The organism is Vibrio sp. EA2 (assembly GCF_033042495.1).
Taxonomy (GTDB): domain Bacteria; phylum Pseudomonadota; class Gammaproteobacteria; order Enterobacterales; family Vibrionaceae; genus Vibrio.
In genome coordinates this window covers 23,054-47,741 of record NZ_JAWLID010000010.1, presented here as the reverse complement: position 1 = coordinate 47,741, position 24,688 = coordinate 23,054, and the positions used below count along the sequence as shown (strand labels likewise).

Here is a 24,688-nt window from a genome sequence, read left to right as displayed (position 1 = left end):
CTACATATAGTGAATAGTGGTGGTTGCAGCGATACATATAGCGACCGCATAAGGCACGGTAGTTCGCGGCTTAGCCGCAATTACTCCCCTTATTGCGAAGTGGTTAAACAACAAATACGCGACACTTAACACTCCACCTAACAAAGCCGTTTTTAATAGCAACCAGTACCACTGTTCCAAAGAGGCGTAGGCGCATATTGCTAACAACTTACTGTCACCAGCCCCAAGCCAACGGTAGTGGAAAGCCACTAATCCAAAGACCACTATCGCGATCCCGGCCAAAAACGAGTGAAGATAAAAAGGCGTAACCGTAACGCCAACGAATAACAACAAAAGCAAACATATATTGGGAACCTTGCGCTGAAAAACATCGTTCAATGCAATAACAAGCAACAAGAACACAGTAATAATTTGCAACAATAAAAAAGAGTTACTCGCCACCAGATCCCATGTTCATACCATCAATGATTGTTTGAAACTTATCTTTTAAAGCACTGATAAATAAGCCATCAGAACCAAAAATTGCCAATATTCCAGCAGCTAACCCTGCGGCCAAAATACCGTATTCTATTGCGGTTGCTCCTTCCTCATCATGCATGTAACGCTTAACTAGCGACATAAAACCATTCATACAATCAATTCCTTCATAAAAAACATTCACATTTCTTTTGATGTGAGAATTATTATCAATACTGTTGTAAAAATCAATCTCATTTATATAATAAATGCCAGTTTATTGATCATATCTAGATCTATTTATCGTATAAATGTATTTTTTTAACATTAACATCTTTTACTAAGCGAAATAACGAGGGATTTCACAGTCCAACCAATAAGCACCACATTGCGTATATGCGTTATTTCTTGTTTGCTTTGATTTTCGTATAAAGGAATATTCATGCTCTTTAGACAGCTTGTTTTGTCTGCAACAATCGTGCTAGCGATCAGCGGTTGTAGTGACCAACCACAGGGATCAGCGCCAGCCCCCTCTAATGTAGATAATGGTTCTGGCAGCAGTAATCCCTCAGATTCAGATGCCGATTCGGGTACGTCGACCCAGTCAGGCACCGGCGGTACTATCACACCGCCAACGCTACCCAACGGTCGGTCAACTATGACTATTTCCGGCCCTGTATCAGGCAGCCATGAAAACGATGTATACGCATTTAAAGTTTGTTCTGGCCAGGTTTGTGAGCAGTGGCAAAGCACGATGGCTGAAGGGGGATTCGAATACACATTTCAGTTATCGCAATGGCCACTAGACAAAATTGTGACCATAGAAAGCAGCAAATTGGCGCAAGTAGACGCGAATGCGAGCGTTGACGTTCAAGCTGCATCGTACTTTCAAGCGGAACTGGATACGCTGACCAACATATTGAAAATGGACAGCAACGACGATGGCTATATCGATGAAAAAGAACTACCAACAATCTCACTAGACCCAGTGACAATTGCATTCAATACCGTCGCCAAACACCTGCTGCAAGGTGAGCTCAGTCATTATGGCAACCTACCATATGCGGAAAAAAATGAAGCGGTTCGCCGTTACTTGTCAGACAGTAGCAGGACGACATTAGTTGAGCTCAATGATGAGCAAAAAAGCGCAATAAAGAGCCATATTTCTGATCAATCAACAGAGTGGTCCCCGCGCTTTTTTGGCACCTTTACGTTAGCGCTGACAGATGAACAATGGGCTGGAATCAATGGACCGTTGAGTACGCCACAAGAGCAGCGTGTTGTCGTGCTCAATACAGCCCAACTTCGTACTTTATTCATCAAGGATGGTAATCGTGTCGCGACAAACAATCAGTTCAACCTGAGTGTTGAGCAAGCTTTCGCCGTGCATGGAAAACTTGTTTACAACCAACGTTTGGTGCTTGAGTTGGCTGCGCTATACCAGATGCTTAGCGAACAAAGCGATATAGCGCTACCCATCAGCGGCGCACAAAAACAGGCGCTTGATGAGCAAATCGCATTACTTAATCCCGACCAACAAGAAGCCACAAGATTTGAAGGCAGCTACAGCATCGACGTCGAATCTGGCACTCTCGATGAGTTAGGTGTTTTTGACCACCCTAACGGTGAAAAAGCCGTATTGACCTTTAGTGCAGAACAGATGCGTCGCGCGTATCAAGCTTATCAATTAGAGCTAGAAACCAATGATTATCCCAACTACGTCTTTGCGGTTGCGCCAATGCAATGGTCACGGGCTGACCTTTCATTAGAGGAAATAGGTACAAAAATTCTAGAGAAAGCTAAAACCGCTCCTTCTTATACGTTATGGCAGCATTATGAAAATGAAATACTGTCAGCGGATGAGCAACCTGGCATATACAAAGAGCTCACAAAATCCATCCCTGCACAACTGCAAAAATCTTATCGCTATCAATGGCGGGTGAATGAGTTGGTGATGGCGAATCACAACCATCCACTGAAGCACTCAATTTTGGCGATAGCGCCAGAACGTCAGCTTCAAATCAGTGGCCGTTTTCCGAAAGAGTTGGAGCAAGTATCACTGAGTATTATTCTAGGTAGCCGCCGCTCTCCGGGTAAAGATTCTGTTTTATACGACGATTCCGGTCGTTACCCTCTTCGCCACCAGCCGGTGAGCTTGATCAGCAGTACTGGACAGCGTCACCACAGCTTAGACTTAAGCGCTGAAAGTAGCTTTGTTACCACCATTGCCTTGCGCGATATCGATAATAACTATGCACGCTGTGCCCCAGGAAAGTTAGACGAGTTTGGCTATGAGTACACTGCCGATGAAATGCAAGACACTCTGACTATTCATCTTCGTGATGAGAAAACGAGTGTGGAACTGCGTTCTGTACTAGGCTCCTTCTGTGAAATTGCCAATCTGGATACACAACAAGGTAACAGTAACGGTGTGCTTGAACACGATGAATTTCAGCGCCTTAATGTCGGGTATATCAGCACTGCGCAATCCGCAATGCTATTAAAGTCTGGAATATCCTCCGCGGGGAGCCTGGCCTACCTTGTTCCTCAAACCAATGAACAAATCATTGAAAAGTATAATCAAATGCCACGCCAGCAAGTTGAGCTTTTAGCTTCATTTTTAGCGCTGCAGGCCAAAGGCGAACTGTTTAGTTCACTGGTTAATTTATCTGAACGGGCAAATCTATACGAAGATTTACTTGCACTCCTCAATATTGACCTAAGTAAATACCGCGTCAGTGACAGTAATGCCTATCCCACAATAGAAACGCTGTTAAACCGTATTGCTTCAAACTACGCTATCGGCCAGGTTCTGATTGAGAATATCGACGTCAATATTTCTCATATAGTTCAAGCAATGACCTCTCTGTTAGGGGATTCAGAACCGGATCAACATTATTTTCCAAGTGGGGTTCGACCAGGTAACTGGGTAACGGTGTATCCAGTCAATAGTTTAGATGCCAGTTGCCAATCGATAGTCGACGAGAATCAACTACTGGGGTTGCGAATTGAAGGAAGAGGAGAAGATGCGTCAGGTTCTTGGGTGACGATTGGCTGGGATTCTCAACCGGGCGCGTCAAGCTATACATTAGCTTGGGGAGAAGACAGCTTTACTCAGCTTGCTTACGCTCAGAATACTCTACCAACTGAAAAACAACGTGCCACTATATCTGGCCTGGATTTAAACACACAATATTACCTCCGTGTGCAAAGTAACATTGGTAGCCCTAGTGCACAGATGACTTACTCTCCTCGCCGAATCCACACCGCTGATTCAAGAGCAACAAAAGGCTTAGTTGGAGACGATAGTTCACGTGGTCGAGACAATAGTTTTGCTTGTGACCCACTCACGGGAAAAGATGAGAATAGCAACAAGGATGGTTTACTTGGTGCGCGTTACGTCAAGCTCGATCAACAAGGAAAACCTCTTGCTCGTCAGGATTTGAGTTACAACACTCAGCCTTTTGCCTGTGTTTTGGATGCTCACACCGGACTTGTTTGGGAAACAAAACATCGCCGTAAAGAAGAAGATCCGTACTCAGTATACGACAGCGACAACCAGTTCATCATCCAGCCTGTAGAAGAGGCAACCGAATTCAGCGCCACATGCACGGAGCACGGAAGTAACGAAGTTTCTACCAACCCTCATCAGTGTACAGTAGCCAATCAAATCCAGTGGTTCGATAAAGAGAAACGTTGTGGATTAAGTAACTGGCGCTTACCTACTTTGCAGGAGTCCGTCTCCATACTCAATTTCGGTAATCCACGTAAGTTTGGCAAGAATTTACCGGCTAACGTCGACACCCAATACTTTCCAAACATGCAAACCATGTGGCTGGATGCAGAAAACTTAAATAGCACCGAAAACCTAGTATTAAACACCGTCAATTTCGGTACTTATCACAAAAGTATTGGACTTTCTAACTCGCTAATTCTGGTCAGTGATGGCTTTTATCTCGAACAGTAACAAGGACTATAGTGTGAAATATTTAAGTTTAAGCCTAACGTTTTTCGTCGCGTCTGCATTCGCCGCTGAGCCAGAACTACAATGTGGGGCCGACACTGATCTCAACCCAAATAGTCGCTTTTCCCACGACGTCTTAGCAACGGATATTGGTGACTATAAGGTAATTAACGACGCAACAACGGGATTGCAATGGAGCTACTGCTTCGTCGGTCAAACATTCGATAGCCAACAAGATGTGTGTTTAGGCGTTCCTACCGTACCTTATGAGCTAAGCGATAGTAATTATAACTCGAACATCCGCCAAGCGAGCATGGACGCCGTTGAGAGTGAAAACCAACAGCTAGGTACACTCGAGCATCCTTGGCGACTGCCAAATATCAAAGAGTTAATAGGGATTTACAACGAGCAGTGCGTACCAGCAAACTATCCAGCGTTCAGTTACGCAATCAACGTATCTCAAAGTGAAATTGAGGATTTAGGCAATACGCCCTATTCAACAGATGAAACGATAATAGGATATCACACGGCAATTTCAGCCAGACAAAAGAGTGCGGTATACCAGAATATGACAATCACGTCGGATACCGTTTTATTGGACCGCGACTATTTACACTACTATACGGTCGACTTCAGCGGATGGGGCTCCTTACTAAACCAATTACGCAGAACAAGCGGTATGTTGAGATTGGTACGAGAAATACCGAAAGAATAATTCAGCGTCGTTCATCACTAAACGAGTGAGAGACAAGTGTTATGAAATGCTCAGCCAGCACGGCTGAGCATTTTTGTATTGAGACTACACCCACTGACCAGCGACAAAGCCGCTCGACCAACACCATTGGAAGTTATAGCCGCCTAACCAACCTGTCACATCCATCACTTCGCCGATAAAGTACAAACCTTGGATGTTTTTGCACTCCATGGTTTTAGAAGATAGGTGATCAGTATCCACGCCACCTAGTGTCACTTCCGCCGTGCGGTAACCTTCGGTTCCGTTCGGAGCCACGTTCCAGTTTTCTAAACGCGCGACAATGTCAGCCAGCTCTTTCGGGTTAAATTGCTTCAGTGGCTTGTCGGTTAACTCTTTACGTTCGATCAACACTTCCACCAAGCGTTTTGGCAGTACTTTTGCCAGTGTATTTTTCAGTGATTGATTTGGATGTTTCTCGCGGCTGCGCTCCAGCAGTACGGCAACATCATCATTCGGTACAAGGTTGATAGAAACCTTTTGCCCTGCTCGCCAGAATGAAGAGATTTGTAAAACAGAAGGGCCAGACAAGCCTCGGTGAGTGAAAAGCAGCGCTTCTTTGAACATAGTGCCGTCTTCAGCCGTAATTTCTGCCGGCACAGCAATCCCAGACAGGTCTGCGAAGTCTTCTTTGTCTTCTTTATGCAGCGTAAATGGCACCAAGCCTGCCGTGGTTGAAATGACAGGAAGTCCGAACAGCTCGGCGACTTTATAGCCAAACGGCGTCGCACCCAGTTTTGGCATCGATAGACCACCGGTAGCGATAACCAATGATTCACACTCAACCACTTCTGTACCTGCATGCAGCCGGAATCCAGCGTCCAGTTTTTCGATAGAGTGAACATCGCACTGATAGCGCTGCTGAATATTTGGCATATCGCATTCTGCGAGTAACATTTTTACGATATCTTTGGCTGTGAATGCATCCACACAGAACAACTGGCCATGGTCACGTTCTTCAAACTCAATACCGTGCTTGCTGACCATGGAGATGAAATCCCAATTGGTGTACTGAGACAGCGCAGACTTTACGAAATGAGGGTTTTTACATAAGTAGTTATTGGCTGACACATCGTAGTTAGTGAAGTTACAACGGCCACCACCAGAAATAAGAATTTTACGCCCAGGCTTTTTCGCGTGGTCGAGCACTAATACACTGCGGCCTCGCTTACCGGCTTCTGCAGCACACATCAAACCCGCAGCACCTGCGCCAATTACTACTACATCAAACTTCTTACTCATCGGTAACTCTTAGGCTCTATCCAAAATCCAAAACAATAAAAAAAGGATGTGCTCAGTGCACATCCTTGCTTTGTTCGCGCGACATTCTACCGAGAAAAGTTTTCCGGGAAAAGCGCTTAAATTCCAAGCACCGAATGAAGGACTTTAATTATCCAATTTATAGAATAAAAGCCGCGAGCAACGTGACGCCAACTAAAGCTGAGGAAAGGACAAACAGCTCCCTCACACGTTCACACTTACCCGTAAACACCTCATCGTGGTGATGATGGTACTCTTTACTCTTGATGTAGTGGAACAAACGCACTTGTTTAGTCACATTTCCATGGGTAGTGAAAAATCCATTACCATCCACCTGTTGGTATAACAACGGATGGGCTTCACGCATGATGTGAATTAAAGAACGAAGAGCGGTGAGATACCGGACCATATTAACTCCGGTGACTACCATTAGCGCAAATAAGATTGTGTCTCCACTGATCATCTTTTCCTCCCTACATCTTCAACAATGCTCAAGAGAAAAAGACAATCACTGCTTCGTCTTTTAATCGCTACTTATCGCGCTGGGGAACGCTTTATGCAGCTGGAGCATCCATAATTGAAGATGAACCTTCTTTCGCCATTTGTGCTAGATCTTTATCAATGAAGAACAATGCCTTACCATCTTCACCAACAAGTTCTATCTTATCTAAAATCCCTTTAAACAACTTCTCTTCTTCGTGCTGTTCAGACACGTACCACTGTAGGAAGTTAAATGTTGAGTAATCTTGACTTGTAAAAGCGCCGTGTGCCAACTTGTTGATTCTCTCCGTGATCATTTGTTCATGTTCATAAGTCTCACGGAAAACATCACCCAGGCTTGCGAAGTCATGCTTTGGTGCATCGATCGCGCCTAGAATTGGCAGTGCGCCAGTTTCGCTGACATAGGTGAAAAGGCGTTGCATGTGCTCCATTTCTTCTACTGCGTGTTTACGTAGAAATTCAGCCGCGCCTTCAAAACCTTTGTCTTCACACCAAGCACTCATTTGTAAGTATAGATTGGATGAGAAAAATTCTAGGTTAATTTGATCATTCAATTGATCGACCATAGTTTGAGACAGCATGTTAGCTCCTATTTATATTCCTGCATTTCAGATAACTATAACATGATTAGCAGATTAAGACTTTCTACCTACAATATTGATATGAGATCACTTTGGCAAAATTTATTGGAGGTTAGTGCTAATCTAAAACTATACCCAAGTGACTTCAAAACGCAGAAGTCAGAGCCTTAGCACTGGGGGTCAGTTCGAGGTTACTTGGGTATACGACCTTACTAGGAGATAGCAATATGAGTTACAAACACATACTTGTGGCAGTTGACCTGTCGGACGATAGTAAAGTGTTGATCAAGAAAGCCGTATCGCTGGCTAAACCTCTAGATGCGAAAGTCTCTTTCATTCACATCGATGTGAACTATGCCGAGCTTTACACCGGACTTATCGATATCAATATGGCGGAAGCACAACACCAAGCGATGGAAGCCTCACGTACCCAATTAGCGAATTTTACGGAATACGCCGAGTACCCAATCACCCATACTTTAGTCGGCAGTGGTGATTTAAGTAATGAACTGTGCGACACCATTCAGGACTTCAACATTGATTTGGTTGTTTGCGGTCATCATCAGGATTTCTGGAGTAAGATTTTGTCTGCGACGCGCCAGCTAATTAACCGCTCACCTGTCGATATGCTGGTCGTACCGCTAAAAGACTGATTGGCGCATTGAGAAAACTTGGTTAGACTGCGGGCATATTTGTTATTGATAAAAGTTCTCATCCATGGCTTATCTATCTGCAGTCACCCTACTCTGGGCATTTTCATTTAGCCTGATCGGCGTCTATCTTGCCGGTCAGGTTGATTCGTGGTTTTCAGTATTTATGCGTGTGGCACTCGCCAGCATCGTATTTATTCCGTTTCTGAAATTCCGTGGTATAAGTAAATCGCTGATTGCGAAGTTGATGATCGTTGGCGGCTTCCAGCTCGGTTTGATGTATTGCTTCTACTACCAGTCCTTCTTACTCCTGTCGGTGCCAGAAGTACTGCTCTTCACTGTGTTCACACCGATCTACGTCACCCTGATTTACGATTTACTCAAAGGCCGATTTTCTCCTTGGTATTTAGTCACTGCCTTAATTGCGGTCGTAGGTGCGGCATGGATTAAATTTGCAGGTATCAACGAAAACTTCCTGCTTGGGTTTTTGGTGGTTCAAGGCGCTAACTTGTGTTTTGCCATTGGTCAGGTGGGCTACAAATACATCATGGAAAACGAGCCCGTTGACCTGCCTCAGCATACCGTATTTGGGTACTTCTACCTGGGAGCCCTGTGCGTGGCAACGGTTGCTTTCGCACTGATGGGGAATATCGACAAGCTGCCAACCACCGCGACCCAGTGGGGCATTTTGACTTACCTTGGTTTGATTGCCTCAGGTTTTGGCTACTTTGCCTGGAACAAGGGCGCTACATTGGTCAATGCTGGTGCGCTTGCTGTAATGAATAACGCTCTGGTTCCGGCAGGTTTGATTGTCAACATTGTCATTTGGAACCGCGACGTTGACCTTACTCGCCTGGCTATTGGCGGCGCTATTATCATGTTCTCACTATGGGTGAACGAGACCTGGGTGAAAAAACGCGTCGAGATGAGCTACGCGAATAAGTAATTCCCTTTATAACGACAATAAAAAACGCTCTTCAGATGGAGAGCGTTTTTTAATTCAATCAATGTACTTTAGCTTGCTGTCTTTCGTTCATCACAGCAGTTATTGGCAACATCACTTCCAATTTTGCATTGCGTGCCTCTAACTTACGTTGACGTTTCAGCAGTTTTTGCTGCTTCTTGGCCAGTTTAAGCAGCTTCTTCTGTTGCTTGTACTGTTTTTTCAGCGTCTTCTTGGCTTTCTTAAGCGCTTTTTTATCCGCTAAATCAAATAGGTCTGGCGCTTTTAGCGCAACCGGCGCAGCCTCTTGGGCAGCCAGTTTTTTCTCTTTGACTCTTTCGACCACTCGCTTAACAATCGCTGCTTTTTCGGCACTTTGCTTGGGAGTTTCCGCAATAGGCTTTGCAGGAAGCGCTTCGGCTAAAAGACCACAGGCTTGCTGCTCGTGAAGTGGCTTATCCTGGCAGGCTTGCGGTGGAATAGCCGCTGGCTTACACAAGGTATTTTTAGAAGCGGAAGAACGCGCACACGAGCGACAGACAAATTTCGGCTCAACCACCAAGCGGTGAATATCACCAAGATTGGTCGCGATCTGTTTGCGATTCATTTTACATAAACGTTTAGCCATACGACGACTCCAAATCACGCACTATTACTTCATCGACATGTGAAATAATAATAATTCTTACTTAGATATACCGTCAGTCTGCCGAATTAGCAAGTGGAAAATCTCGTTGGGTATCACGAAAGAAAAGCTGGATCACAGCGCGAAAACTCGCGCTATGAAGAGAAAGGGTTAGCAGTCAGAAAGTTACGCCATCGACGCTTTTACATACACGTCGAATCGGTTCTTTTTGGTTTCTATCGCCATACTTGGTTTTTCGTCGTTCAGCCAATTGGCGTAATCCGGACGCTTCACCACCACACGCTTGGTCGCTAATGCCATTGCCGGCTCGAATAGATCATCCGCATCTAAATCAGCGCCAACCAAAGATTGGAATACGCGCATCTCTTTTTTCACTAATGCAGATTTCTTTTTGTTTTCAGGATGTGGGTACATAGGGTCAAGATACACCACATCTGGCTTTACAAAATCACGGTCCTGAGCCAGTTTTTCTAGCGCATCATGACTTGAAGCATGAATCAACGACATTCGCTCAGACACCCAGCTACCGATTTCTGGATCTTGCTTCGCACGAGCCAAGCCATCATCCAACAAGGCTGCAACCACAGGGTGACGCTCGACCATCTGCACTTTACAGCCCAGAGAAGCCAGCACAAACGCATCCCGACCTAGTCCAGCCGTGCCATCCAGTACCGTTGGCGTTGCGCCCTTATTTAAGCCAGCCGCTTTGGCAATTGCCTGACCTTTACCACCACCAAATTTTCGGCGATGCCCCACTGCGCCACCAATCAAATCGACAAAAATCGCACCCAGTTTGGGCTCATCGACCTTACGCAGCTCTAATCGCTCGGCAGTCAGTACCAAAGCAAAGTCACTGTCGTCAGAATGGGACAGCTGCCAGCGCGCAGCAAGCTCATCAAGGTGAGATTGTTGAGACGGGTCTTCACAAATCAATTGCAGTTGCAAAAGGAGGCTCCAATAAAAATCGCGGTCACTGGCGCTGAGTTTACCTCACTACAGGGTTTCTTGCAGTAACTGCGAAGCGGGTTAAAATGAACTCAAGACAGACACCTACGGAACGAATCGTATGAATGCGAGCATGCCGAAACTCGATGACCTCGATCGCGCAATCTTAAAAACTCTGATGGCGGATGCCAGAACGCCGTATGCAGAAATGGCTAAACAGTTCGATGTCAGCCCTGCCACGATTCACGTGCGGATTGAAAAAATGAAATCGGCGGAAATCATTGAAGGCACCGAGGTGATCGTTAACACCAAGAAGCTTGGTTACGATGTGTGTTGTTTTATCGGTATCAACCTGAATGCCGCGCGCGACTACCACTCTGCACTGGAGAAGCTCAACGCGCTCGACGAAGTGGTAGAGGCCTATTACACCACGGGGGCATACAATATTTTCGTTAAACTGATGTGTAAGTCGATTGAAGAGCTGCAATTTGTTCTGATCGACAAGCTGCAGGCAATTGATGAAGTACAGTCCACCGAAACGTTAATCTCGTTGCAAAACCCGATTAACCGCAACGTGAATCCATAGTTCTGGATTATGTCGTTTTCTACCTATGTCATTCCAGCGAGCCTTAGCGATACTAGGAATCTAATAAAAGCGTGCTGAAAAGTGTTAGAAAAAGCTTTAACAACAAAGTACTCGGAAAGAAGATCCTGAATCACGCTCCTTCGTCGCTGTCCAGAATGACGGGGTTATTTGAAGATACCGTTCACTGTTAAGTGAACGGCATTGATATGAAGATTCTATTAACGCTTACGCTGCAATACCTGAATGACGCAGTAGCGCATCGATTTGTGGCTCACGGCCACGGAAGCGTTTGAATAGCTCCATAGGCTCTTCACTGCCGCCCATCTCCAGGATGTTGTTCAGGAAGCTTAGGCCGGTGTCTTGGTTAAAGATGCCTTCTTCTTCAAAACGTGAGAATGCATCCGAAGAGAGCACTTCTGCCCACAAGTAGCTGTAATAACCTGCGCTGTAACCACCAGCAAAGATGTGCGCAAAGCTGTGTGAGAAACGCGCCCACTCAACCGCAGGAACAACAGCAACTTTCTGCTTCACTTCCGCTAAGGTTTCCAGCACACGTGCGCCCACTTCAGGGTCGTATTCCGTGTGCAGCGTGAAGTCGAACAAACCGAACTCAAGTTGGCGCAGAATGCCCATCGCCGACTGGAAGTTCTTCGCCGCCAGCATCTTCTCCAACATCTCTTTTGGCAGAGGCTCATCCGTCTCATAATGACCAGAAATGAACGCCAGCGCTTCTTCTTCCCAACACCAGTTTTCCAGGAACTGGCTTGGCAGCTCAACCGCATCCCATGGCACACCGTTGATGCCAGATACCGCACCAGTGTCGACTTGCGTCAGCATGTGATGGATGCCGTGACCAAACTCATGGAATAACGTCACCACTTCATTGTGGGTAAATAGCGCTGGTTTATCGCCAACCGGACGGTTGAAGTTACAGGTCAGGTAAGCGACCGGCGTTTGTAGCTCGCCAGAAAGCGTTATACGACGACCACGGCAATCATCCATCCAAGCGCCGCCACGTTTGTGTTCACGAGCGTAAAGATCGAGGTAGAAACTGCCACGAAGTGTGCCTTGTGCATCAAAGATATCGAAGAATCGAACCGATTCATGCCAGGTATCCACGCCTTCGCGCTCTTTCACTGCCATACCAAACACACGGTTTAGCACTTCAAACAGACCGCTCACCACCTTAGATTCTGGGAAGTACGGACGCAGCTCTTCATCAGAAATCTGGAACAAGTGCTGTTTTTGCTTTTCGCTGTAGTAGGCGATATCCCACACGTTTAGCTCATCTACGCCAAACTCGCTCTTAGTGAACTGACGAAGCTCTTCCACTTCACGCTCACCTTGGGGCTTAGCACGGGTTGCAAGGTCGTTCAGGAAACCTAATACCTGGTCTGGCGTTTCTGCCATTTTGGTTGCCAGTGACTTTTCACTAAAGGTGTTGAAGCCCAGCATACGCGCAACTTCATAGCGCAGTTTCAACTGCTCAGAAATGATGTCGGTATTATCCCATTGGCCTGCATTTGGACCACGGTCTGACGCACGAGTCACGTACGCCTCATACACTTCTCGACGCAGTTCCTGGTTGTCACAGTAAGTCATGACTGGCAAGTAAGATGGAATATCCAGCGTGATTAGGTAGCCGTCGAGCTCTTTCGCTTCTGCCGCGGCTTTAGCTGCTGCTAATGCTGACTCCGGCATACCTGCTAAGTCTTTTGCATCAGTAATATGTTTGGTCCAGCCCATGGTCGCATCTAACACATTGTTAGAGAATTTAGAGCTTAACTCAGACATACGCTTGCTGATTTCACCGTAGCGGTGTTGTTCATCTGATGGCAGACCAATACCTGAGAGCTCAAAATCACGCAGAGCATCGGTAATGGTTTTTTGTTGCGCGCGGGTCAGCGTCGCAAACTCATCACTGGCTTTGATTGCTTTGTATGCTTCGTATAAACCTTTGTGTTGACCTACCCAAGTTCCGTACTCAGACAGAATAGGCAGACAACTTTCGTATGCTTCACGCAGTGCTTCACTGTTTACGACCGAATTCATGTGCCCGACAGGTGACCAAATACGACTTAGGCGGTCATCCGTTTCTTCCATCGGCGCAATAATGCTGTCCCAAGTTGGATGCGCATTTTCTTTTAGCACCTCTTCAACTTTGGCGCGGCAATCCGCTATCGCCTGCTCCACCGCAGGTTTGATGTGTTCTGGTTTAATTTGCGAAAACGGAGGCAGATCCGTAAACGTAAGAAGTGGATTAGACATGAATAATTCCTTTTGTGTTTTGGCTTTGTGACTACCTATAAAATAGGTCAGCTCAAGGTACAGGAAAGCCAACAACATGGATGGAGAGATATCCGTTCTCTTTCTCTATGCGGCGATAACCTCTTGGGTCAACGAGAGCAACTCTGTCCTTGAGCGTAGTTATGCCTAAATGAGGCTTACTCTATAGGAGTATCGCCCTATTGGAGTCCTTACTCTCATTTAGGTTCAATATGTTTACTAAGTATGGGTGACTTAAAGAAATTTCAATAGTGATGAAATTAATAATTGAGCAATGCAGAATGGATGTTCTGCATCTTTGAGGTTGTTGGGTATAATACCTCCAACATTGCAACATTGATTGCATCTGAAATCACAGACCACACTCAGTTACAGAGTGTTTCGAGAGTTTAATTTGTTAAGTTACCGCCACAGCTTCCACGCAGGCAACCATGCTGACGTGGTCAAACATATTGTTCAAAGCCTTATCATTGATGCGCTAAAACAGAAAGATAAGCCATTCGTTTACCACGATACCCACTCGGGTGTGGGCCGTTACGATCTGACTCACGAGTGGTCTGAAAAAACCGGAGAATACAAACAAGGCATCGCTCGAATTTGGGATAACCCGAACATTCCAACAGACATCAAGAGCTACATCGAGTCAATCAAAGCGCTGAACAATGGTGAGAACCTACGTTACTACCCAGGGTCACCTCGCGTAGCACGCGCCCAAATCCGCGAGCAGGACCGCATGGTATTAACCGAGCTTCACCCAGCCGATCACCCCTTGTTGGAGCAAGAATTCCACCGCGATCGTCAGGTGAGCATCTACAAAGAAGATGGTTTTCAGCGTCTAAAAGCGAGCTTGCCACCAAAAGAGCGCCGTGGTTTGGTATTGATTGACCCGCCCTATGAGCTAGCTAAAGAGTACCGCGACGTGGTGCAGGCGATTTACCAGAGCCACAAACGCTGGGCGACGGGCATCTATGCGATTTGGTACCCGGTAGTTAACCGCCTCGACATTGAGGACATGATCGAAGGGTTGGAAGCTCTGGGTATTCGTAAGATTCTGCAAATTGAGCTTGGTGTCGCGCCAGATACCAATGAGCGTGGCATGACAGCATCAGGCATGATCGTGATTAACCCGCCATGGAAGCTGGAAAGTCAGATGAAAGAGATTCTGCCGTTCCTAAAAGAAGCAATAGCACCGGCGACTGGTCACTGGAAAGTCGATTGGATTGTGCCTGAGTAAACGTCTTCGCACAAAACTCCCTCAGCGCAACGAGGCCATCGTTGCGCTTTTTGTCCGCTCGAATTCGCAGTACACCCGCACTTATTCTACTTTTTGTGCCTCTCATCGCTATTTGTCATAAGTTTTGTCGCTTTTTCCCATTTAGGAAATAGTCCAATTCGATTTATCATAGTCAGACTTCTTAACAAAATGTTGCGGCGATATTGAGTTAACATCTCATCACCCCAATGTATTTGTTAACCAGAAATTCATACGCTCTTGGAGAAAGTAATGGCGACTCATTTTGACTATATCTGTATCGGTGGCGGCAGTGGCGGCATCGCATCTGCAAACCGTGCAGCCATGTACGGCGCGAAAGTAGCGCTGATTGAAGCACAAGACCTTGGTGGCACCTGTGTAAACGTAGGTTGTGTACCAAAGAAAGTGATGTGGCATGGCGCGCAAATCGCAGAAGCAATGAACCTGTACGCGGAAGACTACGGGTTTGATGTCGACGTGAAAGGTTTCGACTGGAGCAAGCTGGTAGAGAGTCGTCAGGCGTACATTGGTCGTATCCACCAATCTTACGACCGCGTTCTGGGCAACAACAAAGTCAATGTCATCAAAGGCTTTGCCAAGTTTGTTGACGAGAAAACCGTTGAAGTAAACGGTGAACACTACACGGCCGATCACATCCTGATCGCGGTTGGTGGCCGTCCAACGATTCCAAACATCCCAGGAGCAGAATACGGCATCGATTCAAACGGCTTCTTCGATCTAGCTGAGCAACCAAAACGCGTTGCAGTTGTCGGCGCAGGCTACATCGCGGTCGAAATCGCAGGCGTACTACACGCTTTAGGTACAGAAACGCACCTGTTCGTACGTAAAGAATCGCCACTGCGTAGTTTCGATCCAATGATCATCGAAACGTTGGTTGAAGTGATGGACGCTGAAGGTCCAAAACTACACACCCATTCTGTACCAAAAGAAATCATTAAAGAAGCAGATGGCTCTCTGACTCTGCATCTGGAAAATGGTGAAAGCCAAAACGTTGACCAGCTAATCTGGGCTATCGGCCGTCACCCAGCAACAGACGCAATCAACCTGACATCAACTGGCGTTGCGACCAACGACAAAGGCTACATCAAGGTAGACGAATACCAAGAAACCAACGTGAAAGGCATCTACTGTGTCGGTGACATCATGGAAGGTGGTATTGAGCTAACGCCAGTGGCAGTTAAAGCAGGTCGTCAGCTTTCTGAGCGTCTGTTTAACAACAAGACAAATGCGAAGATGGATTACGACTTAGTTCCGACTGTCGTGTTCAGCCACCCACCAATCGGCACTATCGGCCTGACTGAACCAGAAGCGATCGAGAAGTACGGCGAAGACAACGTGAAAGTGTACACATCAGGCTTCACAGCAATGTACACCGCCGTAACGAAACACCGTCAACCATGTAAGATGAAGCTGGTATGCGCTGGTGAAGAAGAAACGGTTGTTGGTCTACACGGCATCGGTTTCACGGTTGACGAAATGATTCAGGGCTTCGGCGTAGCAATGAAGATGGGCGCAACCAAAGCGGACTTCGATTCAGTAGTCGCTATTCACCCTACAGGCTCGGAAGAGTTTGTTACAATGAGATAATCTCTTAAAAATCAATCATAAAGGGTCATCATCTGATGGCCCTTTTTTGTTTTCTCGCTTGCATTATTTAGTTGGTATTATCCAGTAAAGAGCAAACAAACTCCGCCTAAATGGCACTCCCTGTTTACCATCATCAATCAGACATAAGGTAACGAGCATGACTCACGATCCCGTAATCGGTGCATTAAACACCATTCACCAACGCAAACCGAACTTCCAGCCTAAAGCGGCATTTATTCTGGGCTCTGGATTAGGTGTATTAGCAGACGAACTGCAAGAAAAAGTGGTCATTCCATACGAAGAATTAGAAGGCTTTCCGGTCAGCACGGTTCAGGGGCACTCCGGTGAGCTGGTACTCGGCAAAATGAACGGCGTCGACGTGGTGTGCATGAAAGGTCGTGGTCACTACTATGAACATGGCTCAATGAAAGTAATGACCACTCCGGTGCGCACCTTTAAGAAGCTTGGCTGTGAATTTATGTTGGTGACTAATGCCGCAGGTTCACTTCGCCCTGAGCGTATTGATGTCGGCTCGTTGGTGGTATTTAGCGATCACATTAACACCATGCCGGAATCACCGATGGTTGGGCCAAATGACGATGAATATGGTCCGCGTTTCTTCAGTCTGGCCAATGCGTACGATAAAGACCTGCGTGCCGAAGCGTTTGAAGTCGGTAAAGCCAACGATATTCACCTTAATGAAGGCGTGTTTGTCTCTTACACTGGGCCGAACTTTGAGACGGCGGCAGAGATTCGTATGATGCAGGTGATTGGCGGCGATGTCGTTGGGATGTCTGTGGTGCCTGAGGTGATATCCGCGGCGCATTGCGGCTTACCAGTTCTGGCGGTTTGCGCGATCACCAATATGGCTGAAGGCTTAGGCGATGTCGAATTGTCTCACGAGCAAACTCTCAAATGTGCCAAGTTAGCTGAAGCCGATTTTATTCACTTCATTAAGAGCTTTATGAAGCATCATTTCTAACGAGTCTTAGCGTCGACAAACAAAAGGGTCATCAAGTACATTGATGACCCTTTTTCATAATACGTTTTAAAACGTTAGGGGGAGTTGTGGAGCAATTTCAGCTTGTTAGTGCGAATTACTTAACCGCACGAACCAATTCAGCCAGACCTTCCCAGTCGCCATTATCCATCAATGTCGTTGGCACCATCCAGGTACCACCACATGCAAGAACAGATTTAAGCGCCAGGTAATCTTCTACGTTAGATGGGCTTACGCCGCCAGTTGGCATGAAGTTTACCGGGTAAACCGCAGTGAGTGCTTTTAGCATATTCACGCCACCCGACGGTTCTGCCGGGAAGAACTTCAGGGTACGCAGACCCATTTCCATTGCTTGTTCAACCAAGCTTGGGTTGTTCACACCAGGAACAATCGCGATATTACGCTGCTGACAGTATTTCACTGTGGTTGGGTTGAAGCCAGGGCTAACGATAAAGTCCACACCCGCTTCAATCGCGATATCCACCTGCTCTGTCGTCAGAACGGTACCTGCACCAATCAAGAGTTCCGGATAAGCTTCACGCATAATACGAATCGATTCTGCTGCAGCCTCTGTACGGAACGTTACTTCAGCACATGGAAGACCGTTCTCTACTAACACTTTCGCCAGAGGCAGTGCGTGAGCGACGTCGTTGATCGCAATAACTGGGACGATTTTGATTTCTTTTAATCGTTGTTCAAGTGTTGTCATGGGTAACCTCTAAAGAATAAAGCTTAATGTTGCTACGATAATAAACGCAATACCGCCAAGTAGTGTTTCCATTACCGTCCAAGTTTTTAATGTGGTTTTCTCATCCATCTCTAGCAGGCGAGAAACCAACCAGAAACCAGAGTCATTGAAGTGTGAAAGCACCGTTGCACCACCTGCAATCGCAATCACGATAAAGCATAGGTCAAGTTCGCTCAAACCAGTTGATGACGCGACAACAGGCGAGATAAGTGCCGCTGTCGTGGTCAGCGCGACAGTTGCAGAACCTTGCGCCACGCGCAGACAGGTAGAGATAACGAATGCTGCAACAATCACAGGCATGCCAGTATTGGTTAACACACCCGCAAGTGCATCACCAATGCCACTTGCACGCAAAACGCCGCCGAACATACCGCCCGCACCTGTGACCAGAATAACGCCACAAATCGGTGCCAGTGACTCACCGCAAAGCTTTTCCAGTTTCGCCATGCCGTAATCTTTAGTAAATACAGCAAGACATACCACCAGCGTGATCAGCAGCGCTACCGGGGTTTTACCTAGCATACGCAGGAATGAAACCAGCGCAGAGTTTCCATCTATAACACCAGCAACCGCTAGCGTGTTAAGAACGGTGTCCAAACAGATAAGCAACACAGGCAGAATAAGCAGCGTCATTACCGTCGCAAACTTTGGCGCTTTGCTGTCATCCGCGAACGCGTCACCGTCAAAGAAAGCTTTAGAAAGTGGGATCTCGAACCTCTTACCGGCATAAATACCAAATAAGTAAGCGCCAAGATACCAAGTCGGAATCGCAACCAGAATACCGACCATCAGCAGCAGGCCAATATTTGCGCCAAGGAAGTCCGCAGCGGCAACAGGACCTGGGTGCGGAGGAACAAACGCATGCATTACGGCAAACGCACCTGCGGCTGGCAACGCGTATTTAAGTGGTGAACCACCAAATCGAGCCGCTACGCTAAGGATGATCGGCATCATGACGACCAAACCGGCATCAAAGAAGATTGGGAAGCCAAACATAAGCGACGCGACACCAAGCGCAAGTGGTGCACGCTCTTTACCAAAGCGGCCAATCAAAGTATCGGCCAGCACTTTAGCACCACCCGTCACTTCAAGAATTTTACCGATCATTGCTCCAAGACCAACCAACAGAGCAACAGAAGCTAAAGTGCCTCCAAAGCCACTCATCATGGTCGGTACCACTTGGTCAGAAGAGACGCCTGTAGCGATTGCCGTCCCCAGACTCACCATAGTCAGGGACGCAAAAGCATGGACTTTTAGTTTAATAATTAGAATAAGTAACGCTGCAATAGCAAGGCCTGCAATCGTTAGTAAGTATGTAGGATCTGGGGCTTGGGCTAGCTGCTCCATAGGCTCACCTTTAAAAATTATAGTTTGTGTTGTGGTTCACATTTATTTAAGTTACCGGTAACATGTTACCGATAACATGAATAAGATAAACCCATATTTTCAAGTGAATTCAAAAATTGAGATCACGCGCAACTTTAGTTATGAGGATAAGTTATGGCTGGTAGTAGTGTCATCGTTATGGGCGTTTGTGCGAGTGGAAAAAGCACAATCGGCGAGCAACTAGCGAAAAAGCTGGGACGTAAATTCATTGATGGTGATGATCTTCACCCGCGAGCGAACATCCAGAAAATGGCATCCGGCCAGCCTCTGAATGATGACGATCGCAAGCCATGGCTAGAGCGTATTCGTGATGCTGCCTACAGTCTGGAAAGCAAAAACGAACACGGCGTGATCGTCTGTTCCGCACTAAAAAAGATCTACCGCGACCAAATCCGAGAAGGCAACGATAACGTGACTTTCCTGTTTTTAGATGGCGACATGGACTTGATCCTCGATCGCATGCGCCTGCGCCAAGGTCACTTCATGAAAGAGAACATGGTGAAAAGCCAGTTTGAAACACTTGAGCGCCCAGATGCTGAGCCTCAGACCCTCATCGTGAGCATTGATGGCGACATCAGTGGCGTTGTGGAACGCTCTGCAGCGGAAATCTTGAAACAACAACAGGTTGAGGAGGCATCATGACCCACTCTGTTATTATCAACGTCACTGAACGTCTTATCGAACGCAGTCGTGAAGCTCGCGCTGCCTTTCTAGCCCGTACCAGTATTCAGTCTGAAGCAGGTAAAGGTCGCACAGGTTTGTCCTGTGGTAACCTTGCGCATGCGGTGGCAGCGTCATGTTCTTCTGAGAAAGAAAGTATTCTCAATTTTACCCAGTCTAATGTCGCGCTGATCAGTGCCTACAACGACATGTTGAGTGCCCACCAGCCTTACCAAGAATATCCAGCACAAATAAAACAATTACTGGCACAATATGGGCACACGGCTCAAGTGGCAGGTTGCGTGCCTGCGATGTGTGATGGTGTGACGCAAGGTCAGCCGGGCATGGATATGTCGCTGTTTTCCCGTGATTTAATCGCCCAGGCAACGGCATTATCCCTGAGCCATAACGTGTTCGATGCGACACTGCTGCTTGGTATCTGCGACAAAATCGCACCAGGGCAACTGATGGGTGCACTCTCTTACGCTCACCTGCCAACTGCCTTTGTGCCGGCCGGCCTAATGGCAACGGGCATTAGCAATGAAGAAAAAGTCGACGTCCGCCAAAAATACGCAGCGGGTGAAGTCGGGAAAGATGCGCTACTGGATATGGAGTGTCGCGCTTATCACTCTCCAGGCACCTGTACTTTCTACGGCACGGCAAACACCAACCAGCTCGTCTTTGAAGCCATGGGATTAATGCTGCCAGGTTCAGCCTTTATCCACCCACATACCGAGCTGCGTAAAGCCCTGACTGATCATGCAGCACTGAAGATCGCTTCCATGACGGCAGGCACTAGCAATTTCCGTCCTCTGGCTGAAGTCGTAACAGAGAAAAGTCTGATCAACGGCATTATTGCCCTACTCGCATCAGGCGGCAGTACCAATCACACCATTCATATGATCGCCGTCGCGCGTGCGGCTGGTATCTTGCTCACTTGGCAGGACATCAGTGACTTGTCAGAAGTAGTGCCTCTGCTTGCTCGCGTTTACCCGAATGGCCCGGCAGATATGAACGCGTTTCAGGAAGCTGGCGGCGTACCGGCTCTGTTACATCGATTGAATCAATCTGATCTGCTGCACCGCGATGTGAAACCAGTGTTCGGAAAGTTTGCCGATCAAATGACGATTCCATCTTTGACCGATGGTCAATTGGTATGGACAGCCTGCCAGCATAGTTTGGATAACGAAGTCATCGCCGCACCGGATACAGTGTTCCAAAACACCGGGGGAACACGTGTATTAAACGGCAATCTTGGCAAGGCGGTAGTGAAAGTCTCGGCAGTCAAAGAAGAGCAGCGCATCATCGAAGCCCCTGCGGCCGTCTTCCAGTGTCAGCACGAAGTAGAAGCAGCCTACAAGCGAGGTGAACTCAACAAAGACTGCATTGTTGTTGTAACGCACAATGGTCCTGCTGCGAATGGCATGCCAGAGCTACATAAGCTGATGCCGATTTTAGGCAACGTACAAAAAATGGGCTTTAAAGTGGCGCTGGTAACCGATGGCCGTTTATCAGGCGCATCCGGCAAAATCCCATCCGCGATCCATGTATCACCTGAAGCGATTCGCGGTGGTGCAATTGGTTTAGTCCGTGATGGTGATGTTATACGCGTTGACTGCCAAACTGGCGAGTTGAACAACTTAACTGACACCAGTGGACGCAAAATGATTGAGCTGGATACTGAATCAACCCAGCAAACATGGGGACGTGGATTTTTCGAAGTGATCCGCCACAATGTTTCCAGTGCCGATCAGGGCGCGAGCTTTATTGTTTAAGGTATAAGAACAGAAAAGCGGAGGCTCAGTACTCCGTTTTTCGCTCTATTCGACAAAAGATTACACGCTCTCACCCGCAGTAATGTCATAGCCCATGTCGACCACCAACTCTTGCTGCTCTTCCCCTTTTAATCGCGCTATCAGCAGTTCTGCACTCTTCTTGCCAATCTCAAAACGAGGTGTATCCACACTGGTCAACTTCGGACTGATCGTCTGGCCGATGTCTAGCGCATTGTAACCAACCACCGCCAGTTGCTCAGGCACTTTAATCCCACGCTGCTGGGCACTCAGTATTGTACCAATCGCGATATCATCGTTGGTACAGAACACACCATCAAGATCAGGGTAAGTCTCCAGTGCACGCTCAAGTAGCTCATGCGCAAGCGAGAAGCTGGAATGTTCACCGGTTAGTACGTGTTTCGCTTCTAGACCAGCTTCAGACATAGCACGTTCATAACCTTGCATACGCAGCTTAGTTCGCGTATCCAAACGGGCACCAAAGTAGACAATGGTACGCTTGCCAGAATCCAGCATACGCTTTACTGCGCTATATGATGCATCTTCATGGTCCAAACCAACCGCCATATCAATAGGCTGGCTCGGTAACTCCATGGTTTCCACCACAGGTACACCGGCGTTTTGGATCATCTGCAATGTGCGTGGAGTATGGTTGCTTTCGGTTAAGATCAATCCATCCACTTGATAAGAGAGTAACGACGCGATCTTGCGTTCTTCTTCTTCTACGTCGTAGCTAAAGTGGGCCAGAAGCGTCTCATAGCCATTCGCTTTGGTGACCATCTCAATGCCCTGAACAAAAGAGGCAAAAATTTGGTTAGACAGAGAGGGAAGTAAAATACCGATCGCTTTGCTGGAGGATTTAGACAGCATTGCCGGTGCTCGGTTTTCAATATAACCAAGCTTTTCTATCACAGCTGCGATTTTAACCCGCGTCTTTTCCGCAACAGAGTCCGGGTTGCGCATATAACGCGAAACCGTCATCTTTGTGACACCAACCTGGTCAGCAACATCCTGTAATGTCGCACGTGTTTTCTTATTCTTTTGATTCATAAATATGTGAACTATCAGTAATGTTACTTGTAACATTATGGCCAATAGATGCTCCGTGAACAAGCCTGAGATCAATAATTAACAAATCAGTCACTTACTGAGCGCCAATCGCCCTACCATTGATGGTAACAATGCGACTAAACCTCAATAAATATATGACGTAAATACAAATTTTCATATAAACTGGTGTACCTAAAAAAGTAAGACATTAGGCACCGTGCAATTAGGTTATAACGAAACCCAGATTTATTATCATCTTCTTGATCTGGAAGACTCACAAAAACAGCAATTCCTGCAAGAATTACAAAAAAGTCAACCAAAGTTATATCGACAGCTTAGCCCTCTTTTAGCGGACCAAACAGCAGAGGGACACCTGACTCAATTACTTTGTTTTGGCGCTCAGCAGGTAATAAGCCGGGATATTGATCTTAGCGGCCAAATAGTAAGCAAATACCGCTTAATCCATGAATTAGGCAGAGGTGGCATGGGGATTGTGTACGCCGCACAGCGTGCAGATGCAACATTCGAGCAAGATCTCGCTATCAAGTTTATTCAAAGCAACTTGAGCAACGTATTGGGGCAACACGCTCTTTTCGATGAAGCTCAGCTTCTCGCTCGCTTAAACCATCCTTATATCGCCAAAGTCTTTGATGGTGGTATCCACGACAATTGCGTTTACATCGTGATGGAACGAGTATTCGGTCAAACCCTAAATAAGTACCTGTCCGAAACTGAATTGGAAGCAAACGAGAAATTGCTGCTGTTTAAGCAGATTTGCCAAGCGATGGAGCACGCTCATCAACATCACGTTTTGCATGCCGATCTCAAGCCAGAAAATATTCTTATCGACCACAGCCAACACCCCAAGTTGATCGATTTTAACTTACGACAAAAAACGCACTCTAATCAAGGGCAGTCACCGTCGACGTTGATCGCTTTCAGCCAGCAATTTGCCAGCCCAGAACAACAGTCAGGACAAAGTCTGACCGAACAAAGTGATGTTTACTCATTGGGTAAAATTCTCGCGATGATGTTCCCGTCTCCAGCGGTTGGGTCAGATATCTATTGGGTGATAGAAAACGCGACGCACACTACCATGACCCAGCGTTATCAAAACGTCACCAGCTTAAGAAACGATATCGAACGAGTTCTCAAACATCGTCCAATCAAGCAGAAAATGTATTCGCCTTTTTATCGCGTACTTCGTTTAGTTCAGAGAAGACCACTCGCATCAATGTTGTCAGTCACCATTATGTTCTCAGGCCTGATATTTGGCAGTGCGATGGTGCAAAAAAATATCCAGTTACAACAAGAGAAGCTGGTGACAGAAAACATGATGTTCGAGCTTACTCGCCTTATCTTCGACGCGAAAGATCAGAATATAGACCCAATGTCAGTGAGCGCCATGAGAGAATTAACCCGAAGACGGCTACTGGCTAACCCAGACATTCCTAAACAGGTAAAACAAAACATATTATTGGCGATGACACCAGTATCAGAGAAACAACATCTAACCTCGCTAAAAACGTGTCATGCAAATTGTGAGTCTGAGGACAGCGCTAAACGATGAAGGAGCAACATATTATTCTCTCCCTTAAGCGAGGGGGTTCATCGTCGTCGAG

General features: G+C 46.7%; 22 protein-coding genes. 11 read left to right on the top strand and 11 right to left on the bottom strand.

What is annotated here, in order from left to right; all coding sequences use genetic code 11:
* Together RXX31_RS17980 and RXX31_RS17975 are read right to left on the bottom strand one after the other, a co-directional pair.
* Complete coding sequence (locus RXX31_RS17980) at nt 1–402, bottom strand: prepilin peptidase (RefSeq protein WP_236614684.1); 402 nt, start codon at nt 400–402, stop codon at nt 1–3.
* Nucleotides 403–430: 28 nt separating this feature from the next.
* A complete protein-coding gene (locus tag RXX31_RS17975; RefSeq protein ID WP_020336259.1) occupies nt 431–631 on the bottom strand; it encodes a Flp family type IVb pilin in 201 nt (66 codons plus the stop codon).
* Nucleotides 632–898: 267 nt separating this feature from the next.
* Here RXX31_RS17975 and RXX31_RS17970 point away from each other — a divergent pair, with 267 nt between their 5' ends.
* Together RXX31_RS17970 and RXX31_RS17965 are read left to right on the top strand one after the other, a co-directional pair.
* A complete protein-coding gene (locus RXX31_RS17970; RefSeq protein WP_317591055.1) occupies nt 899–4,423 on the top strand; it encodes a DUF1566 domain-containing protein in 3,525 nt (1,174 codons plus the stop codon).
* A gap of 13 nt (nt 4,424–4,436) precedes the next feature.
* Nucleotides 4,437–5,135, top strand: a complete 699-nt coding sequence (locus RXX31_RS17965; RefSeq protein WP_317591054.1) for a hypothetical protein — start codon at nt 4,437–4,439, stop codon at nt 5,133–5,135.
* An 84-nt stretch (nt 5,136–5,219) separates the two neighbouring features.
* Here RXX31_RS17965 and RXX31_RS17960 read toward each other — a convergent pair whose 3' ends face one another.
* The 3 genes from RXX31_RS17960 to ftnA form a co-directional block, all read right to left on the bottom strand.
* On the bottom strand, nt 5,220–6,413 hold the full coding sequence (locus tag RXX31_RS17960) for an NAD(P)/FAD-dependent oxidoreductase (RefSeq protein WP_317591053.1): 1,194 nt from the start codon (nt 6,411–6,413) through the stop codon (nt 5,220–5,222).
* A 157-nt stretch (nt 6,414–6,570) separates the two neighbouring features.
* Nucleotides 6,571–6,894 (bottom strand): universal stress protein UspB, encoded by a 324-nt coding sequence (gene uspB, locus RXX31_RS17955; protein WP_317591051.1) that lies wholly within the window; start codon nt 6,892–6,894, stop codon nt 6,571–6,573.
* A gap of 91 nt (nt 6,895–6,985) precedes the next feature.
* Nucleotides 6,986–7,513 (bottom strand): non-heme ferritin, encoded by a 528-nt coding sequence (gene ftnA, locus RXX31_RS17950; protein ID WP_317591049.1) that lies wholly within the window; start codon nt 7,511–7,513, stop codon nt 6,986–6,988.
* Nucleotides 7,514–7,740: 227 nt separating this feature from the next.
* Here ftnA and uspA point away from each other — a divergent pair, with 227 nt between their 5' ends.
* Nucleotides 7,741–8,166 (top strand): universal stress protein UspA, encoded by a 426-nt coding sequence (gene uspA, locus RXX31_RS17945; protein WP_317591048.1) that lies wholly within the window; start codon nt 7,741–7,743, stop codon nt 8,164–8,166.
* Between the two features lie 64 nt (nt 8,167–8,230).
* Nucleotides 8,231–9,109: a carboxylate/amino acid/amine transporter gene (locus tag RXX31_RS17940; protein WP_317591047.1), complete on the top strand. Its 879-nt coding sequence runs from the start codon at nt 8,231–8,233 to the stop codon at nt 9,107–9,109.
* 58 nt (nt 9,110–9,167) lie between these two features.
* Here RXX31_RS17940 and RXX31_RS17935 read toward each other — a convergent pair whose 3' ends face one another.
* Together RXX31_RS17935 and RXX31_RS17930 are read right to left on the bottom strand one after the other, a co-directional pair.
* Entirely contained in the window at nt 9,168–9,734 is a 567-nt protein-coding gene (locus RXX31_RS17935; RefSeq protein ID WP_317591046.1) for a hypothetical protein, read from the bottom strand.
* Nucleotides 9,735–9,917: 183 nt separating this feature from the next.
* Nucleotides 9,918–10,697 (bottom strand): class I SAM-dependent methyltransferase, encoded by a 780-nt coding sequence (locus tag RXX31_RS17930; RefSeq protein ID WP_317591045.1) that lies wholly within the window; start codon nt 10,695–10,697, stop codon nt 9,918–9,920.
* A 121-nt stretch (nt 10,698–10,818) separates the two neighbouring features.
* Here RXX31_RS17930 and asnC point away from each other — a divergent pair, with 121 nt between their 5' ends.
* Nucleotides 10,819–11,283 (top strand): transcriptional regulator AsnC, encoded by a 465-nt coding sequence (gene asnC / locus RXX31_RS17925; protein ID WP_317591044.1) that lies wholly within the window; start codon nt 10,819–10,821, stop codon nt 11,281–11,283.
* A 225-nt stretch (nt 11,284–11,508) separates the two neighbouring features.
* Here the strand turns inward: asnC and prlC are convergent, their stop codons facing one another.
* Nucleotides 11,509–13,551, bottom strand: a complete 2,043-nt coding sequence (gene prlC / locus RXX31_RS17920) for an oligopeptidase A (protein WP_317591042.1) — start codon at nt 13,549–13,551, stop codon at nt 11,509–11,511.
* A gap of 412 nt (nt 13,552–13,963) precedes the next feature.
* On the opposite strand from prlC, the gene RXX31_RS17915 reads away from it, so the two are divergent.
* The 3 genes from RXX31_RS17915 to xapA all read left to right on the top strand — a co-directional run bounded on the left by RXX31_RS17915 (nt 13,964) and on the right by xapA (nt 17,411).
* The gene (locus RXX31_RS17915; RefSeq protein WP_317591041.1) at nt 13,964–14,803 is read left to right on the top strand and encodes a 23S rRNA (adenine(2030)-N(6))-methyltransferase RlmJ; all 840 of its coding nucleotides are present in this window, start codon (nt 13,964–13,966) and stop codon (nt 14,801–14,803) included.
* A 270-nt stretch (nt 14,804–15,073) separates the two neighbouring features.
* Nucleotides 15,074–16,429 carry a glutathione-disulfide reductase gene (gorA, locus tag RXX31_RS17910; protein ID WP_317591039.1) on the top strand — a complete coding sequence of 452 codons (1,356 nt, stop codon included), beginning with the start codon at nt 15,074–15,076 and terminating at the stop codon, nt 16,427–16,429.
* A 157-nt stretch (nt 16,430–16,586) separates the two neighbouring features.
* Nucleotides 16,587–17,411, top strand: a complete 825-nt coding sequence (gene xapA, locus RXX31_RS17905; protein ID WP_317591038.1) for a xanthosine phosphorylase — start codon at nt 16,587–16,589, stop codon at nt 17,409–17,411.
* 115 nt (nt 17,412–17,526) lie between these two features.
* On the opposite strand, the gene RXX31_RS17900 is transcribed toward xapA, so the two are convergent.
* Entirely contained in the window at nt 17,527–18,138 is a 612-nt protein-coding gene (locus tag RXX31_RS17900) for a bifunctional 4-hydroxy-2-oxoglutarate aldolase/2-dehydro-3-deoxy-phosphogluconate aldolase (RefSeq protein WP_317591037.1), read from the bottom strand.
* A 9-nt stretch (nt 18,139–18,147) separates the two neighbouring features.
* A complete protein-coding gene (locus RXX31_RS17895) occupies nt 18,148–19,524 on the bottom strand; it encodes a GntP family permease (RefSeq protein ID WP_317591036.1) in 1,377 nt (458 codons plus the stop codon).
* Between the two features lie 153 nt (nt 19,525–19,677).
* On the opposite strand from RXX31_RS17895, the gene RXX31_RS17890 reads away from it, so the two are divergent.
* Both RXX31_RS17890 and edd read left to right on the top strand, forming a co-directional pair.
* Nucleotides 19,678–20,205: a gluconokinase gene (locus RXX31_RS17890; protein WP_317591034.1), complete on the top strand. Its 528-nt coding sequence runs from the start codon at nt 19,678–19,680 to the stop codon at nt 20,203–20,205.
* Nucleotides 20,202–21,998, top strand: coding sequence for a phosphogluconate dehydratase (edd, locus tag RXX31_RS17885; protein ID WP_317591033.1), 1,797 nt, complete (start codon nt 20,202–20,204; stop codon nt 21,996–21,998). The genes RXX31_RS17890 and edd overlap by 4 nt, the downstream gene beginning before the upstream one ends.
* Before the next feature lie 60 nt (nt 21,999–22,058).
* Here the strand turns inward: edd and RXX31_RS17880 are convergent, their stop codons facing one another.
* On the bottom strand, nt 22,059–23,066 hold the full coding sequence (locus RXX31_RS17880; RefSeq protein ID WP_317591031.1) for a LacI family DNA-binding transcriptional regulator: 1,008 nt from the start codon (nt 23,064–23,066) through the stop codon (nt 22,059–22,061).
* A gap of 217 nt (nt 23,067–23,283) precedes the next feature.
* Between RXX31_RS17880 and RXX31_RS17875 the strand changes: the two genes are divergently transcribed.
* Nucleotides 23,284–24,636 (top strand): serine/threonine-protein kinase, encoded by a 1,353-nt coding sequence (locus tag RXX31_RS17875; RefSeq protein ID WP_317591029.1) that lies wholly within the window; start codon nt 23,284–23,286, stop codon nt 24,634–24,636.
* Nucleotides 24,637–24,688 lie beyond the last annotated feature (52 nt).

What these genes read in the sequence shown, in the direction of transcription:
- RXX31_RS17975 (WP_020336259.1), bottom strand. Translation starts at nt 631, where the DNA reads ATGAATGGTTTTATGTCGCTAGTTAAGCGTTACATGCATGATGAGGAA.
- RXX31_RS17970 (WP_317591055.1), top strand. Translation starts at nt 899, where the DNA reads ATGCTCTTTAGACAGCTTGTTTTGTCTGCAACAATCGTGCTAGCGATC.
- RXX31_RS17960 (WP_317591053.1), bottom strand. Translation starts at nt 6,413, where the DNA reads ATGAGTAAGAAGTTTGATGTAGTAGTAATTGGCGCAGGTGCTGCGGGT.
- uspB (WP_317591051.1), bottom strand. Translation starts at nt 6,894, where the DNA reads ATGATCAGTGGAGACACAATCTTATTTGCGCTAATGGTAGTCACCGGA.
- ftnA (WP_317591049.1), bottom strand. Translation starts at nt 7,513, where the DNA reads ATGCTGTCTCAAACTATGGTCGATCAATTGAATGATCAAATTAACCTA.
- uspA (WP_317591048.1), top strand. Translation starts at nt 7,741, where the DNA reads ATGAGTTACAAACACATACTTGTGGCAGTTGACCTGTCGGACGATAGT.
- RXX31_RS17940 (WP_317591047.1), top strand. Translation starts at nt 8,231, where the DNA reads ATGGCTTATCTATCTGCAGTCACCCTACTCTGGGCATTTTCATTTAGC.
- RXX31_RS17935 (WP_317591046.1), bottom strand. Translation starts at nt 9,734, where the DNA reads ATGGCTAAACGTTTATGTAAAATGAATCGCAAACAGATCGCGACCAAT.
- asnC (WP_317591044.1), top strand. Translation starts at nt 10,819, where the DNA reads ATGAATGCGAGCATGCCGAAACTCGATGACCTCGATCGCGCAATCTTA.
- prlC (WP_317591042.1), bottom strand. Translation starts at nt 13,551, where the DNA reads ATGTCTAATCCACTTCTTACGTTTACGGATCTGCCTCCGTTTTCGCAA.
- gorA (WP_317591039.1), top strand. Translation starts at nt 15,074, where the DNA reads ATGGCGACTCATTTTGACTATATCTGTATCGGTGGCGGCAGTGGCGGC.
- xapA (WP_317591038.1), top strand. Translation starts at nt 16,587, where the DNA reads ATGACTCACGATCCCGTAATCGGTGCATTAAACACCATTCACCAACGC.
- RXX31_RS17900 (WP_317591037.1), bottom strand. Translation starts at nt 18,138, where the DNA reads ATGACAACACTTGAACAACGATTAAAAGAAATCAAAATCGTCCCAGTT.
- RXX31_RS17895 (WP_317591036.1), bottom strand. Translation starts at nt 19,524, where the DNA reads ATGGAGCAGCTAGCCCAAGCCCCAGATCCTACATACTTACTAACGATT.
- RXX31_RS17890 (WP_317591034.1), top strand. Translation starts at nt 19,678, where the DNA reads ATGGCTGGTAGTAGTGTCATCGTTATGGGCGTTTGTGCGAGTGGAAAA.
- edd (WP_317591033.1), top strand. Translation starts at nt 20,202, where the DNA reads ATGACCCACTCTGTTATTATCAACGTCACTGAACGTCTTATCGAACGC.
- RXX31_RS17880 (WP_317591031.1), bottom strand. Translation starts at nt 23,066, where the DNA reads ATGAATCAAAAGAATAAGAAAACACGTGCGACATTACAGGATGTTGCT.